Origin of the sequence: Nocardiopsis halophila DSM 44494, from assembly GCF_000341245.1 — a bacterium.
GTDB lineage: Bacteria > Actinomycetota > Actinomycetes > Streptosporangiales > Streptosporangiaceae > Nocardiopsis_A > Nocardiopsis_A halophila.
On the sequence record NZ_ANAD01000079.1, the window covers coordinates 37,347 to 52,031 of the forward strand.

Below are 14,685 nucleotides of genomic sequence, written 5' to 3' on the forward strand. Positions count from 1 at the left end.
GGAACATTACCGTCCCGCGAACCCGATAACGAAGAGATAAGGGATCGTTTTCCCCCGCGCGCACAGGGAAGGGGGCGGCGCCCGACGTGCCGGGGCGCCGCCCGCGACTACTCCAGGCGCCGCGAGGCCAGCACGCTGACCAGGTGCAGCACGGTCTGCAGGACGGCCACCGCCACGCACACCGCCACCAGCACCCGGGTGGCGGCCAGGTCGCCGCGGACCGCGTCCACGACGGCGGCGCCCACCAGCAGCAGGGACAGCTCCACCGCCTGGATGACGCGGTGGAAGCGCAGCGCCGAGGCGGCCTTGCGGGCCAGGCTCAGCCCGGCCGAGCGGGGCCGCATGGCCTCCTGGGAGATCTGCTCCGGCAGCCCGGCCTTGGCCCGGGCCACCACCACGTTGTCGGTCTCGGCCTTGATCAGCGCCACCCCGATGGCGGCGGCCATGCCGGCCACGACCCAGCCCCCGGCCTCGAACGACCCCTGCGCCCGCACGCCCAGCCCGATGAGCAGGGCGATCTCGGACACGTAGTGGCCGATGCGGTCCAGGTAGATCCCGGCCACGCTGGTGCGGCCGGTGTAGCGCGCCACCTCGCCGTCGACGCAGTCGAGCAGCAGGTAGACCTGGACCATGGCGAAGGCCAGCAGCGCGGCCCACAGCCCCCCGAAGGCCACCACGGCGCCGGCCAGGACGCCGAAGGCCATCATCAGGTAGGTGATGGGGTTGGGCGGCACGCCCATGCGCACGAAGACCGTGCTGACGTAGGGGGACACGTCGCGCATGTACAGGCGGCCGGCCCAGTGCTCCTCGTTGACGCGCTCCTTGACGCCTTCGGGCTGGCCCCCGGCGCGGACCTCAGCGACCGACGGTTTGGACATACTCACCGACGCTCCGCCGAATCTCGTCCTCGGACAGGGACAGGTGCTCCAGCACGGTGTAGCGCCCCGGCCGGGTGGCGGGGGCGTGCGCGACCGCGCGGGCGAACTTCTCCTCGTCCAGACCCACGTCCCCGGGGGTCAGGGGCAGCCCGTGGCGGACCAGGCAGGCGCGGATGTCCCGCATCCGCCGCTCGTCCTCGCCCAGGTGCCGGGTGCGCAGGAAGTACGCGAACAGCGCGCCGATCCCGGCCAGCTCCCCGTGGTTGCTCACCCCGGGGAACAGGTGGGTGACGGCGTGCAGGATCTCGTGGCACCCGCCGCTGGCCGGGCGGCTGGACCCGGCCACCGACATCGCCATGCCCGACAGCACCAGGGCCTCGGCCAGCACGGTGAGGAACTCGTCGGACTCCACCGAGTCGGGGCGGTAGAGCACCGCCTCGGCGGCCACCCGGGCGAAGGTCACGGCCATGCCGTCCACCGGCTCGCCCTGCTCGCGCCCGGCCAGCTCCCAGTCGGCGATCGCCGAGAGGTTGGAGACCACGTCCCCCACCCCGGAGCGGACCAGCCGCTGCGGCGCCGCGCGCACGTAGTCCACGTCGATGACCACCGCGATGGGCATGGACACCCCGTAGGTGCCCTTGCCGCTCTCGTGCTCCAGGGAGGCGGTGGGCGAGCAGATGCCGTCGTGGGCCAGGTTGGTGGCCACGGCGACCATCGGCACCCCCGCCATGGAGGCGGCGTACTTGGTCACGTCGATGGTCTTGCCGCCGCCGATCCCGGCGACCGCCTCATAGGCGCCCGAGCGCAGCTTCTTGCCCAGCTCGGTGGCGGTGTCGACGCTGCCCCCCTCGACCTGGAACACCTCGCAGTCGGGCATGTCCAGGTCCGCGGCGATCTGCTCGCCCTGGCCGGGGCCGACCGCCACGGCGATCCGGCCCTCGGCGGCGATGCGGCGGTCGGACAGGACCGACCCCAGGGAGGCGATGGCGCCCCGGCGCACGTCGATGGTGAGCGGGGACGGGAGCATCCGGGCTAGTAGCGGCATGCGATCTCCCGGGCGCGCGCGAGGTCGTCGTGGTCGTCGACCTCGACCCAGTCGACCCTGCCGATCGGGGCGACGGCGATCTTGCCGCCGCGGCCGACCATCTCCTGGTAGCCGTCCTCGTAGTACAGCTGCGGGTCGCGCTCCCAGGTGGCCTTCAGGGCGTCGGCCAGGCGGCCGGCGGCCGCGCCGTCGATGAGGGTGGCCCCGATGTACTCGCCGGCCGCCGAGGCCGGGTCCATCTGCTTGGTGATCCGCTCCAGGTGCCCGGAGGCGTCCAGGGTCACCTTCATCTCCTCGTCGGCGAGCGTTTTGGCGTTGTCCACCGCCAGGAGCAGCTCCGGTCCGCGCGCGGCCAGTAGCGTCTCCTCGACGCTCACCGGGTGCACCGTGTCGCCGTTCACCAGGAGGACGCCTTCGGAGAAGTACTCACGCGCGGTCCACAGGGAGTAGGCGTTGTTCCACTCCTCCGCCTTGTCGTTGTGGACCAGGGTCAGCTTCACGCCGTGGCGGCGCTCCAGCGCCTCCTTGCGCTCCTCGACCGCCTCGGACCGGTAGCCGACGACGACCACGACGTCGGTCAGTCCGGACGCCGCCAGGTTGTGCAGCGAGATGTCCATGATGGTGGTCTCGCCGTCGACCGGCACCAGCGCCTTGGGGAGCGTGTCGGTGTAGGGGCGCAGCCTCCGGCCGGCTCCGGCCGCAAGAACCATACCGAGCATGTACGCGCGTTCCTCCTTAGGTCGTGGAGGCGCCTGCGCCTCCCGGGTCGTCGCCGGTGTCCGCCGGGGCGGCCACCGGTGTGCGGGCCCAGCGCGCCGCCGCCCCGTAGGCGAGCAGCACGGCCAGGTAGCCGGTGAGCGCGCCGAAGGCGAACGGGAGCCAGCCCAGGGCGCCTCCCGCGGCGGCGAGCAGCATGCGCCCGTCCCAGCCGAGCATCGCCCGCGCGGACCGGTCCGGCGGACCGGCCCCCTGGCGTGCCCGGCAGACGGTACCGCAGTGGTGCAGGGCCACCACGACCAAGAGTACGAACACCAGGGGACCCGGTACGCCGCCGCCCGTGCCCAGGGCGAGCAGGTACAGGTACTCGGCCCCCCGCAGGAGGGGGACCGCGAGGGGGTCGTGGCGGCCGCCGTGCGGGTGCGCCGAGGCGGCCCCGGCCAGCAGGAGCGCGGCCACCGGTGCGAACAGGGTAATGCCTGTCACCGACCCCAGACCGGCCGCCAGCAGCACACCGGTCACCAGCGCCGCGGCGGCCGCGGGCGGCAGCGGCGGGGAGGNGCGCGCCGCCCGCCAGGCGCCCCAACAGCCGCGCGAGGTGACCATCATCACGCAGAAACCGCACGTCGACGCGTGTGGACACGGGGGGCGGGGGGAAGCCGTCCACGCTAGCCGCCCGGCCCCGGCCCCGGACGGGGGTCCACCAGGGCGGCCGTCACCGCGATCGCGCACCCCACCATGAGTGCGATGAAGGTCACGCGCGCGTCGGCGGCCAGCGCGCCCGCGGCGATCACCGCGAACCGCAGCGGGCGCGGGAAGGCCGCCGCCGCACGGGCCGCGGCCGCCGCCCCGGTCCGCCGCGCGGGCGCGGGGCGCCCGGGTCCGTGCGGGTCGTGCGGGCGCGCGCTCCGGCGGTCCGGGCCCAGCAGCTCCTCGGTCAGGCCGGCGTCGCCGGGCTCCCGGGCGGTCGGCATGCCGGGCAGCCGCGCCAGCGGGGAGCCCGCACGCGGGTCGGGCACCGGCCCGGGGGCCGGAACGGCCCGGCGCGCCTCGCCCTCGGCCACGCTGTCGCGCAGCGCCAGGGCGATCAGCGCCCCGGCGGCCCACGTCCAGGCGTCCGCGTCGCCGGCGGCCGCGCCGCCCGCGGCCAGGCCGGCGTAGACCGCGTACTCGCCCAGCCGCCCCAGGACCGCGGCCAGCCACTCCTGGAGGGCGTCCCGGCTCCCGGCGGCGGCCGCCGTCCGCAGGTGCTCGCAGAGCAGCACCGCGGCCAGGAGGGCCGCGCCCGCCAGGGCACCGCGGGCATCGCCCGCGGAGAACCAGACCGCGGCCAGGGCGGCCGGCACGGGCGCGATCCGCGTGAGCACGGCGGAGGTCACCCGCCGAGCCTCCCCTCCCGGGGAGGCCGCGGCAAGCTCCGACACGCCTCAGGCGGCCTCTCCGCCGCCCTTCTGCCGGCGCTTGCGCTCCTCGGCGGCCTTCTTGCGCTCCTCGGCCTCGGCCTTGGTGTCGGCGTTGTAGGCCTCCAGCGCCGAGGTGATGTCGGCGTCCATGGCCAGCGCGCCGTCCCGGATGTAGAGCCCGCGGTCGCAGAAGCGCTTGAGGTCGTTCTCGTTGTGCGAGACCAGGACCATGGTGCGGTTGTTGCCCAGCATCCGCTCGATGGCCTCGTAGCACTTCTTCTTGAAGGCCTTGTCGCCCACGGCCAGCACCTCGTCCACCAGCATGACCGGGTGCTCCAGCTGCGAGATGAGCGCGAAGCCCAGGCGGACCTTCATCCCGCTGGAGTAGTGCCGCACGGGCATGTCGATGTAGCCCTCGCGGATGTTGGCGAACTCCACGATCTCGTCGAAGCGCGCGTCGATGGTCTCGGTGTCCATGCCGTGCAGGGACCCGACCAGGTAGACGTTCTCCCGCCCGGTGAGCTGGTCGTTGAAGCCGGCCCGCAGCTCCAGCAGCGGCGCCACCCGGCCCCGGACCCGCACGTGCCCCTCGTCCGGGATGAGCACCCCGGCGATCATCTTGAGCAGCGTGGACTTGCCGGTGCCGTTCTTGCCGACGATCCCGACGCACTCGCCCTCGGAGACCTGGAAGGAGACGCCGCGCAGCGGCCAGAAGTCGGCCCCCGTGGGGTTGGGGTCGCGCTTGGTCCCGTGGATGAACATCTCGCGCAGGCTGCGCTTGCGCCGGCGGTTCACCGCGAAACTGATGCCGAGGTCCTCGGCCTCGATGATCGGCTCCGCCATCACAACTCCTTAAGGACGGCCGTCTCCAGGCGCCGGAACACCCAGTATCCGACAACCAGGAACGCGAACGCACCGACGAGGGCCGTGGTCAGTGCGAACCCTCCGGCGTCGCTGGGGGCGGCGAAGCCGGGCGCGTCGGCCGGGTACCAGACGGCGTGGTGCATCTTGAAGATCCCCAGCAGCGGGTTGAGCTGGAAGAGCGACTTGAACCACTCCGGGAAGGAGGAGTCGGCGGCCAGCACCATGCCCGAGGGGATGATGATGGCCGAGGCGTAGAACAGGATCCGGTTCAGGATCCGCACCACCCGCTCCACGTCCCGCACCAGCACGTTGACCGAGGACAGCAGGAAGGTCACGCCCAGGGTGAAGGCGTACTGGACCACCAGCGCGGCCGGCAGCCAGACCAGCACGCCCATGAGCGTGGTGCGCCCGCCCAGGAAGAACACGAACAGCAGCAGCACCGGCCAGGTGAGCAGGTAGTCCACGAAGCCGCGGGTGACCACCGCGATGGGGAAGATCTCCCGGGGCACCTTCATCGTGGTGATCAGCTTGGACTGCGAGATCAGCGCCTTGGGCGCCTCGTTCAGCGCGGTGCTGAACCACAGCCACGGCAGCAGTCCCGAGATCAGGAACAGCAGGTAGCCGCCGGGGGCGTCGTCGCCGCCGGGCACCCCCCGGTCCGTGTTGAAGATCAGCCCGAACACGAAGAAGTAGACCCCGGCCATGGCCAGGGGTTCGAGCATCGACCAGGCGTATCCGAGGACCGATCTCTGGTACTTGACCTTCAGGTCGCGCCGGACCAGGAGGCCAACGACCTGACGGTTCTGCCAGACGGCCAGCGCCCTTGACGCCACCGCCACCTCCTTGGGGGTGTGCAGTCGTGAGACCTTGCGGCCGGTCGCGGCGGGGGTGCGCTCCGGCCGGGGGACGTTCGTTGGAGAGCCGCGCGGGGCAGACCCGGCGTCGCCGCGCGCTCCGCGCTGCGGGCGCGCCTGGCGGCCGACGCCGTCCCCGGGGCGTCACAAGGGTACCGGTCGGCGGCGGGCGCCCGGTCCGCTCGGGTTCTTGCCATAGGTTCGGGTGGCAGGAGACGGGCGAACGGAAAGCCGAGGTGCGCGATGCCGCACGTGAGTGCCGCGGTCCTGGCCGGGGGCACCGGGACGAGGATGGGCGGGGCCCTGCCCAAGCAGCTGCTGCCCCTGGACGGGCGCCCGGTGCTGGCGCACGCCGTCGCCGCCTTCCAGGAGGCCCCGGAGGTGGACGAGGTCGTGGTGGTCATGGCGCCGGACCACATGGCCGAGGCCGAGCGCATCGCCGCGGGCTTCCCCAAGGTGCGCGCGGTGCTGCCGGGCGGCGCCACCCGCACCGACAGCTCGGTGGCGGCGCTGCGCGCGGTGGAGGGCCGCGACGGGTCGGACCTGCTGCTGCTGCACGACGCCGCCCGCCCGCTGGTGGCCCGCTCCACCATCGCCGCGGCGGTCGCGGCCCTGGAGCACGCCGGGGCGGTCGGGGTGGCGGTGCCCTCCTCCGACACGGTGGTGCGGGTGGAGCCCGGCGAGGGCGGCGCCGAGGCGGTGGCCGAGGTGCCGCCGCGCGCGCGGCTGCGCCGGATGCAGACCCCGCAGGGGTTCCGCCTGGAGGTGCTGCGCCGCGCCTTCGCGGCCGCGCTGGCCGACCCGGACCTGGTGGCCACCGACGACTGCGGGGTGGTGCTGCGCTACCTGCCCGGCGAGCCGGTGCACATCGTCGCGGGCACCGAGTCCAACATCAAGGTGACCCACCCGGGGGACGTCGAGGTCGCCGAGGCGCTGCTGCGCCTGGGCTCGCAGGGGGCCGCCCGATGAGCCTCTTCCGCCCCACCGAGGTCATCGGGCACCGCGGCGCGGGCCGCGGCGAGCGGGACGGGCTGCGGGAGAACACCGTGGCCTCCTACCTGGAGGCGGTGCGCGCCGGGGCCGCCTGGGTGGAGATCGACGTGCGCCGCACCGCCGACGACGCGCTGGTGCTCCACCACGACGCCGCGCTGCCCGGCGGGCGGCCGGTGGTGGACGCCACCGCCGCCGAGTGCGCCCGGCACGGGCTGGCCCGCCTGGAGGAGGCACTGGAGGCGCTGCCCGAGGGCACGGGGCTGGACGTGGACGTCAAGTCGGTGATGGAGGACGCCTGCCACGCCCCCTCCCGCAGCACCGCCGCGCTGCTGGTGCCGGTGCTGCGCCGGGAGGCCGCGCGGCGCCGGGTGTTCGTGTGCTCCTTCGACCCGGGGTTGCTGCTGCGGGTGGCCGAGGAGGCGCCCGGGGTGCCCACCGCCTGGATGCCGTACGTGCGCAACCCGCTGGACCAGGCGGTGGCCGGGGCCGCCGGGATGGGGTGCGCGGCGGTGGCGGTCGACGCCCGGTCCTTCGGGCTGACCGGGGAGCCGCCCCGGCCCGGGCGGCGCAGCGTGGACTACACCGTCGGCGTGGCCCACCGGGCCGGCCTGGAGGTCCTCTCCTGGTGCCCGGACCCGGTGGACGCCGCCCGCTTCGCCGAGGCCGGGGTGGACGCGGTGGTCGCCGACGACGTGCCGGGCGTGGTGGCCGCGCTCAAGCGCGGGTAGCGCGCTGCGCCCGGGCGGTGCGCGAGTCGGCGCCCAGGCTCGGCGGACTGGTCAGAAAGCCCAGGCCCCAGGACATGTGCATGGTGGCCAGGGCCACCGGCACCGCGAGCCGCCCGGCGGCCGGCAGCCCCCGGCCCAGCGGCACGGAGGCGGCCGCCACCGCGGCGGCGTAGGCGCCGGGGACCAGCCAGGCCGGCCAGAAGAGGAACCCGACGGCCAGGCCCAGGGCGATCGCGGCCACCGCCGCCGGGGGCGCCAGGTAGCGCAGGTTGATGGTGCCCTTGTGCTGGCGGGCCACCCCCCGCCGCCAGCGCCCGTAGTGGAAGTACTGCTTGGCCAGCCGGGCGGCGTTGGGCCGGGGGCGGTAGGAGACCCGCATCCGGGGCTGGAACCACACCGTGCCGCCGGTCGTCCGGATGCGGTGGTTCATCTCCCAGTCCTGGGCCCGCAGGAAGGCCTCGTCGTAGCCCTCCACCCGCTCCAGCGCCGAGCGGCGGAAGACGCCCAGGTAGACGGTGTCGACGGGGCCGCCCTCGCCGCCGGTGTGGAAGCGCGCGTTGCCCACCCCGACCTTGGAGGTCATGGCCGCGGCGACGGCGCGCTCCCAGGGGGTCTCCCCCTCGGCGGCCATGATCCCGCCCACGTTGTCGGCGCCGGTCTCCTCCAGCGTCTCCACCGCCACCTTGAGGTAGTCCGAGGGCATCATCGCGTGGCCGTCGATGCGGGCGACGATGCCGTGGGAGGAGGCGCCGATGGCGGCGTTGAGCCCGGAGGGCGTGCGGCCGGTGGGGTTGTCCACCACGACCACGCGCGGGTCGTCGGCGGCGAGCGCGTCGGCGACCTGGCGGGTGCGGTCCCGGGAGGGCCCGACGCCGAGCACCACCTCCAGCTCGCCCGGATAGTCCTGGGCGAGCACGTGGCGGACCGCCGCCTCCAGGTGGCGCTCCTCGTTCAGCACGGGCATGACTACGGATACGGCCGGCCAGCTCACAGGACTTCCCACGGGTCACTCGGTCGGGTTCGACCGTAACGGTACTGCAACCCGCGGCGCGCTCCCGCCATGTGGGACGAGCGCCCCCGGTGGGAAGCCCGACCGACACCGGACGACAACACGCCGGGGCCGACATGGCCGACCCATCGGTGGATTCGATGACAACCTGGAATCCGGCGGCCGGAGGGCCGCCGGCACGGGGGCTGGAGGAACCCAGTGGGCGAGCGCAGGTCAGACGAGGGGCGTACAGGGCGCGGCGCCGGCGGGCGCGGCGGGGAGTTCCGCAGGGTGCGGTCCGCCCCCACGCCCCCGGCCGGGCCCTCCCCCGCCCGCGCGCCGCGCGGGCCGGTACTGCCGGACCGGTCGGTGCGCCGCCGGCGGCTGGGACTGCTGCTGGCCGGGGCGATGTCGGTGGCGGTGCTGCTGGCCTCCGGCACCGCCTGGGCGCTCACCGGCTGGATGTCGGGCCAGATCAACCGGTTCGACGTCTTCTCCGACCTGGGCGAGCGGCCCGAGGCCGGGCCCACCGGCGCGCTGAACTTCCTGGTGATCGGGTCGGACTCGCGGGAGGGCATGGACCGCGCGGCCAAGAGCGACCTGGGCGTGGGCAGCGCCGAGGGGCGCCGCTCGGACACCATGATGCTGGTGCACGTCAATGACGAGCGGGACGCCGTCAGCGTGGTCGGCATCCCCCGCGACTCCTGGGTGGACGTGCCCGGGATCGGCAAGGACAAGATCAACGCCGCCTACGCCCACGGCGGCCCGCAGCTGACCGTGCGGACCGTGGAGGCCGCCACCCACGTGCGCATCGACCACTACGTGGAGATCGACTTCACCGGGTTCACCGAGGTGGTGGACGCGCTGGACGGCATCGAGGTGTGCCTGGCCGAGCCGATCACCGACGACAAGGCCAAGCTGGACATGGCCGCCGGGACCCACGAGGTGGACGGGCGCGAGGCGCTGGCCTTCGCCCGCACCCGCAAGACCGCCGGCGGCGACCTGGACCGCATCGACCGCCAGCAGCAGGTGATGGCGGCGCTGCTGGACCGCGCGCTGAGCACGGACACGCTGGGCGACCCGGCGCGGTTCTCGGCGTTCCTGGAGACCGCGCTGGGCTCGGTGACCGTGGACCGGGAGCTGGACACCGCCGCCATCAACGAGCTGGGCTCGCAGCTGCGCTCGGTGGGGCTGGACGACGTCACCTTCGCCCAGGTCCCGGTGGAGGACACGGCCTACTGGACCCCGCGCGGGGACGTGGCGGTGACCTGGGACCGCGAGGCGGCCCAGGAGATGTTCGCCCGGGTGGCCGCGGACCGCCCGCTGGACGGGGCGGAGGCCGGGGGCGGGCCCACCGGCTCCGCCGAGCCCGAGGACGACCCGGTGCCCGGCGAGGTGCGGGTGCAGGTGTTCAACGGCATCGGCACCCCCGGCCTGGGCGCGAAGGCGGCGCGGGAGCTGCGCGCGACCGGGTTCGCGGTGCCCGGGGACGCGCAGAACTGGAGCTCGCGGGACGAGGAGACCACGACGGTGCGGCACGCGCCCGGCGACGAGGCCGCCGCCGAGCTGGTCGCCTCCGCCGTGCCCGGCGCCGAGCCGCGCACCGACGACACGCTCAGCGGCGAGGTGCAGCTGGTGCTCGGGTTCGACTACCGGGGGGTGGAGCCGGTGGCGGCCCCGGAGCCCTCGCCGGAGCGGCAGGAGCAGGGGGCGGACGGCACCGGGCCCTCGACCGCTACCGCCCGGGAGAACGTCTGCGACGGGTGAGCCCGAAACAGGGCTTGGGGTTGAAGCAGTAGGTGCAGTAGTCCCACTTCTCCGGGTTGGGGCGCCGACAGCTCTCGCACACCCACCGCGTCATCGCCGACCACACCGCACACGCCCCCCGCAAGACGGCCGACCGATCAGCCCGATCGTGGGGCCGATCCTAATCTAGGATCGGCCTATGGCGCTGCTATCCGAGGGAGACCGCCCGAGGCAGGTCGGCGAGGCTCTGAAGCTGCTGCACGCCCAGGGCGTCATCGACGGCATCGAGATCGGCCCGGCGGGGCCGCGCCCGTATGCGGTCAAACTCGTCTCGGGCATCGTGCACATGAGCGAGGACGAGGCCGCCATGTTCGCCCTCGGGGCGGCGGTGGGCGCCTTCGGCGGGGCCGCCAAGCGCGCGCCCTGAGCCCGGCGCGAGCCGATACCGTGGACACCGACCCGGCCCCGATCGCCCGGAGGTCGCCGTGCTGCGCCACTTGTTCACCTTCCTGGCCGGGCTGGCCCTGGCCCCCGCGATCTGGTTCGGCGCCGCCTGGGCGGCCGACGCCGCGCCGGGGGCCGCCGACGGGGCGCCGCTGGGCGTGCTGATGGCGGCGGGCGCCGCGGCCGGGTTCCTGGCCGGGGCCCGGATCCCGCCGGTCGGGGCTCTGGCCTGCGGCCTGCCGCTGCTGGGCTACGGCCTGTGGCCGGTGGTCGCCCCGCAGACCGTGCCCGGATGGATCCCCGACGGCCTCGCCCACCCGGACGGCCCGGCCCTGCCCTTCGCCCTGCTGCTGGGCACCCTGCTGGTGATCGCGGCGCTCCCGCCGTCCCGCTGGCGGCGCCGCCCCGCACCGGCGCCCGGACCCGTCCCGCCGCCGGCGGTGGAGCCCGGCGGCCCCGTCGGCGCCGGGGACCAGGGCGCGGACAAGACGACGATTCCGTTCTCCCGCAAGGGGTAGCCTGGGGCGCATACCGCCGCAGGACACACGCGGCCCCTCCCCCGCCCCGCTTTCCGCGCCCCCTTGGCGCTTCTTGGCGCGCCCCGAGGTTGCCCCCGCCCCGGTACCGGAAATGCTCCTGTACGACGCCATCCAGCGACCGGGTCGACGGGGCCCCGGGACCGACCGCCCGCGCCGGTACTACGATGCTTTGCCGGTCGTAAGGAAGGACGGACCATTGGTCTCAGCAGCGCGCACCAGGATCTCGGTCATCGGCACCGGCTACCTCGGCGCCACCCATGCCGCGTGCATGGCCGAACTGGGCTTCGAGGTCATCGGCCTGGACGTCGACCGGGAGAAGGTGGAGACCCTGGCCTCGGGACGGGTCCCCTTCTACGAGCCGGGCCTGGAAGAGGTCCTGGCCCGCAACCTGGACAACGGGCGGCTGCGCTTCACCACCGACTACGACGAGGCCGCCGCCTTCGCCGACCTGCACTTCATCTGCGTGGGCACGCCCCAGCGGGACGACTCGGGCGCCGCCGACCTGTCCTACGTCAAGGCCTCGGTGGAGGCGCTGGCCCCCCGGCTGCGGCGGCCCTCCGTAGTGATCGGCAAGTCCACCGTGCCGGTGGGCACCGCCGCGGTGCTGGCGGCCCGGATCCGCCGGCTGGCCCCCGCCGGGGACGCCGTCGAGCTGGGCTGGAGCCCGGAGTTCCTGCGCGAGGGGTTCGGGGTGGAGGACACCCTGCGCCCCAACCGCATCGTGATCGGCACCGACTCCCCGCGGGTGGAGGCGGCGATGCGCGAGGTCTCGGCCCCGCAGATCGAGGCGGGCATCCCCTTCCTGGTGACCGACCTGCAGACCGCCGAGCTGGTGAAGATCTCGGCCAACGCCTTCCTGGCCACCAAGATCTCCTTCATCAACGCGATGGCCGAGGTCTCCGAGGCGGCCGGGGCCGACGTGATGCAGCTGGCCAAGGCGCTGTCCTTCGACGACCGCATCGGCGGCAAGTTCCTGGGGCCCGGCCTGGGCTTCGGCGGCGGCTGCCTGCCCAAGGACATCCGCGCCTTCATGGCCCGCGCCGACGAGCTGGGCGTGGAGCCGGCGCTGTCCTTCCTGCGCGAGGTGGACGCGATCAACCAGCGGCGCCGCGCGCGCACGGTGGACATCGCCCGCGGCCTCATCGGCGGCGGGTTCGCCGGGCGGACCGTGGGCGTGCTGGGGGCGGCCTTCAAACCCAACTCCGACGACATCCGCGACTCCCCCGCGCTCGACGTGGCCTCCACGATCGCCTCGCTGGGCGCGCGCGTGACCGTCTACGACCCCGAGGCGCTGGAACGCGCCGAGCGCGAGCACCCGGAGCTCAACTACGCCCGCTCCATGCTGGAGGCGGTGCGCGACTCCGAGGTGGTGCTGCTGCTCACCGAGTGGGCGGAGTTCCGCGACGCCGACCCGGACGAGCTGGGCAAGGTGGTGGCCGAGCGCAAGATCGTCGACGGGCGCAACGTGCTCGACCCCGAGCACTGGCGCGCCCGCGGGTGGACCTACCGCGCACTGGGCCGTCCCTGAGCACGGGCCGCCCCTGAGCCGATACCCCTTGGCTACCCGCTGGTAACCGAGAGGAGACCCCGCCCCTGGAGGCTGGGCGGACATGAGAAAGCGAAACTCTTTCATGTTCGCCCTCGCCCTCGGCACCGCGCTCGGTGCCTCGACGCCGGCCGCCGCCCCTCCGGCGGCCGCCGCCGAGACCCCGGCCGCTCCGAGGATCGCCACCTACAACGTCTTCTTCATGTCCCAGAGCCTGTACCCCAACTGGGGGCAGGAGCAGCGCGCCGACCTGATCACCGAGGACGGCCTGGTCGCCGGCCAGGACGTGGTCGTGCTCCAGGAGGCCTTCGACAACTCCGCATCCGAGCGGCTCATCGACGGCCTGTCCGAGGAGTACCCCTACGCCACCCCCGTGGTCGGCCGCTCCTCCTCCGGCTGGGACGCCACCACCGGCTACCGCTGGGAGACCTCCGAGGACGGCGGGGTCGCCGTGCTCAGCCGCTGGCCCATCGTCCGCCAGGAGCAGCACATCTTCGCCGACGCCTGCGGCGGGGACTGGTTCTCCAACAAGGGCTTCGCCTACGTGGAGCTGGACACCCCCGACGGACCGGTGCACGTGGTCGGCACCCACCTGCAGTCCGAGGACGACGGCTGCTCCGAGGACCTGGACCGGCACGTGCGCTGGTCCCAGCTGGACCGGATCGACCGGGTGCTGCAGGACAAGGACGTCCCCGACGACGAGCCGGTCTACGTGGCCGGGGACCTCAACGTCATCGGCGGCTCCCCGGAGTACGCCGACATGATCGGCCAGCTCGGCGCCGTCGAGCCGGAGTACACCGGTGCCGAGTTCTCCTTCGACACCGCCACCAACTCCGTCGCCGCCGACCGCTACGGCGACTGGCCGGGCGAGCAGCTCGACCACGTGCTGCCCATCGCCAACGGCGCCGCGCCGCAGGCCTACACCAACCGCACCGAGGAGGTGCACAGCGCCCCCTGGACCGTCACCTCCGGCGGCCGGGAGTACACCTACACCGACCACAGCGACCACTACCCGGTCTTCGGCGGGTAGGCACCCCGCCGTGGACGACGAGGAGGTCCGGGACGTGCTGCGCGGGTGCGAGGTGTGGGCCGTCATCGGCCTGGGCGGCGCCCCCGCGCGGCCCGCCGACCGCGTGGCCCGCTTCCTGCGGTCCCGGGGCGAGCGCATCGTCCCGGTGCACCCGTCGGCGGCGACCGTGCTCGGCGAGCGGGGCCACGCCTCGCTCGCCGAGGTCGGGGGCCGGGTCGACGCCGTCGACGTCTTCCGCCGGTCCGAGGCGGCCGCCCGGGTGCGCGCGGCGGGCGCACCATGGTGATGGACCGCTGCCCGGCGATCGAGTGGCCGCGGCTGTTCGGCCCGGGCGCACCCGGGTAGGACCGACGCATGCGCGCACCGAGCACCCCCGACCGCTCCCCCGACCGCTCCTCCGCCCGCCGGGCGCTCGCCGCCGAGCACGGGTGGGACTACACCCCGAACGACACGCCCGCCCTGCGGGGCTGGCCGCGCACCGCGCTCCCGCCGGGGCCACTGGGCCGGGTGGTGGACGAGGTCTCGGGGGTGCACCGGGGCCGCGCCTTCCGCCTCTTCGACTACCTGCACGGCACCGGGCCGCGCGCCCTGGTGGTGCACGCCCTGGACCTGCCGCTGCGGCTTCCCTACGCCTACGTGCAGGACCGCGGGGGCGGGGCGCACGACCTGTACGCCGAGGCCCGCGACCGCGACTACCCCGCGGCGCTGCTGGACGGGGCGGTGCGCGCCGACATCCGCCGCGCCGGCATCGCCGACCTGGTGGTGGACGGCGCCGCGCTCATCTGCACCGGCGGCGGGCCCGCCCCGGGCGCCCTGCTGGAGCGCCTGGACGCGCTGTGCGACCTGGCCGGCCACATCCCCGACGAGGTCTGGACCCGCTGGGGCCGGCCGCAGCGGACCGGTTAGAGCC

Annotated in this window: 17 protein-coding genes; 9 read left to right on the forward strand and 8 right to left on the reverse strand. The window is 74.5% G+C overall.

Annotated features, from left to right (window positions below; genetic code table 11):
• Positions 1-107: 107 nt before the first annotated feature.
• The 7 genes from D450_RS0110170 to D450_RS0110200 all read right to left on the reverse strand — a co-directional run bounded on the left by D450_RS0110170 (position 108) and on the right by D450_RS0110200 (position 5,740).
• Positions 108-878, reverse strand: coding sequence for a CDP-alcohol phosphatidyltransferase family protein (locus tag D450_RS0110170; RefSeq protein ID WP_017538562.1), 771 nt, complete (start codon positions 876-878; stop codon positions 108-110).
• Positions 856-1,905 carry an iron-containing alcohol dehydrogenase family protein gene (locus D450_RS0110175; protein ID WP_017538563.1) on the reverse strand — a complete coding sequence of 350 codons (1,050 nt, stop codon included), beginning with the start codon at positions 1,903-1,905 and terminating at the stop codon, positions 856-858. Before D450_RS0110175 ends, D450_RS0110170 begins: the two co-directional genes overlap by 23 nt.
• A gap of 5 nt (positions 1,906-1,910) precedes the next feature.
• The gene (locus D450_RS0110180) at positions 1,911-2,642 is read right to left on the reverse strand and encodes a phosphocholine cytidylyltransferase family protein (RefSeq protein ID WP_017538564.1); all 732 of its coding nucleotides are present in this window, start codon (positions 2,640-2,642) and stop codon (positions 1,911-1,913) included.
• Positions 2,643-2,658: 16 nt separating this feature from the next.
• Positions 2,659-3,249 carry a DUF5941 domain-containing protein gene (locus tag D450_RS29920; protein WP_241483112.1) on the reverse strand — a complete coding sequence of 197 codons (591 nt, stop codon included), beginning with the start codon at positions 3,247-3,249 and terminating at the stop codon, positions 2,659-2,661.
• Positions 3,250-3,308: 59 nt separating this feature from the next.
• Positions 3,309-4,019, reverse strand: coding sequence for a hypothetical protein (locus D450_RS0110190; RefSeq protein WP_017538565.1), 711 nt, complete (start codon positions 4,017-4,019; stop codon positions 3,309-3,311).
• 48 nt (positions 4,020-4,067) lie between these two features.
• Entirely contained in the window at positions 4,068-4,886 is an 819-nt protein-coding gene (locus tag D450_RS0110195; protein ID WP_017538566.1) for an ABC transporter ATP-binding protein, read from the reverse strand.
• Entirely contained in the window at positions 4,886-5,740 is an 855-nt protein-coding gene (locus D450_RS0110200) for an ABC transporter permease (protein ID WP_017538567.1), read from the reverse strand. Before D450_RS0110200 ends, D450_RS0110195 begins: the two co-directional genes overlap by 1 nt.
• Positions 5,741-6,004: 264 nt before the next feature.
• Between D450_RS0110200 and ispD the strand changes: the two genes are divergently transcribed.
• Together ispD and D450_RS0110210 are read left to right on the forward strand one after the other, a co-directional pair.
• Complete coding sequence (gene ispD, locus D450_RS0110205) at positions 6,005-6,730, forward strand: 2-C-methyl-D-erythritol 4-phosphate cytidylyltransferase (RefSeq protein WP_017538568.1); 726 nt, start codon at positions 6,005-6,007, stop codon at positions 6,728-6,730.
• The gene (locus tag D450_RS0110210; protein WP_017538569.1) at positions 6,727-7,482 is read left to right on the forward strand and encodes a glycerophosphodiester phosphodiesterase; all 756 of its coding nucleotides are present in this window, start codon (positions 6,727-6,729) and stop codon (positions 7,480-7,482) included. Before ispD ends, D450_RS0110210 begins: the two co-directional genes overlap by 4 nt.
• On the opposite strand, the gene D450_RS0110215 is transcribed toward D450_RS0110210, so the two are convergent.
• Positions 7,469-8,473, reverse strand: a complete 1,005-nt coding sequence (locus D450_RS0110215; protein ID WP_026128473.1) for a glycosyltransferase family 2 protein — start codon at positions 8,471-8,473, stop codon at positions 7,469-7,471. The two genes, D450_RS0110210 and D450_RS0110215, sit on opposite strands and share 14 nt — an antisense overlap.
• Positions 8,474-8,689: 216 nt before the next feature.
• On the opposite strand from D450_RS0110215, the gene D450_RS0110220 reads away from it, so the two are divergent.
• From D450_RS0110220 to D450_RS0110250, 7 genes are all read left to right on the forward strand, one after another.
• Positions 8,690-10,237 (forward strand): LCP family protein, encoded by a 1,548-nt coding sequence (locus D450_RS0110220; RefSeq protein WP_017538571.1) that lies wholly within the window; start codon positions 8,690-8,692, stop codon positions 10,235-10,237.
• Positions 10,238-10,415: 178 nt separating this feature from the next.
• Positions 10,416-10,643: a hypothetical protein gene (locus D450_RS0110225; RefSeq protein ID WP_017538572.1), complete on the forward strand. Its 228-nt coding sequence runs from the start codon at positions 10,416-10,418 to the stop codon at positions 10,641-10,643.
• 58 nt (positions 10,644-10,701) lie between these two features.
• Positions 10,702-11,178 (forward strand): hypothetical protein, encoded by a 477-nt coding sequence (locus D450_RS0110230; protein WP_017538573.1) that lies wholly within the window; start codon positions 10,702-10,704, stop codon positions 11,176-11,178.
• Between the two features lie 217 nt (positions 11,179-11,395).
• The gene (locus D450_RS0110235; protein WP_017538574.1) at positions 11,396-12,727 is read left to right on the forward strand and encodes a UDP-glucose dehydrogenase family protein; all 1,332 of its coding nucleotides are present in this window, start codon (positions 11,396-11,398) and stop codon (positions 12,725-12,727) included.
• A gap of 103 nt (positions 12,728-12,830) precedes the next feature.
• On the forward strand, positions 12,831-13,775 hold the full coding sequence (gene sph / locus D450_RS0110240) for a sphingomyelin phosphodiesterase (protein WP_017538575.1): 945 nt from the start codon (positions 12,831-12,833) through the stop codon (positions 13,773-13,775).
• Between the two features lie 10 nt (positions 13,776-13,785).
• Positions 13,786-14,061, forward strand: a complete 276-nt coding sequence (locus D450_RS29925) for a CoA-binding protein (protein WP_017538576.1) — start codon at positions 13,786-13,788, stop codon at positions 14,059-14,061.
• Positions 14,062-14,129: 68 nt separating this feature from the next.
• On the forward strand, positions 14,130-14,681 hold the full coding sequence (locus D450_RS0110250) for a type III secretion system chaperone family protein (protein WP_017538577.1): 552 nt from the start codon (positions 14,130-14,132) through the stop codon (positions 14,679-14,681).
• Positions 14,682-14,685: the final 4 nt, after the last annotated feature.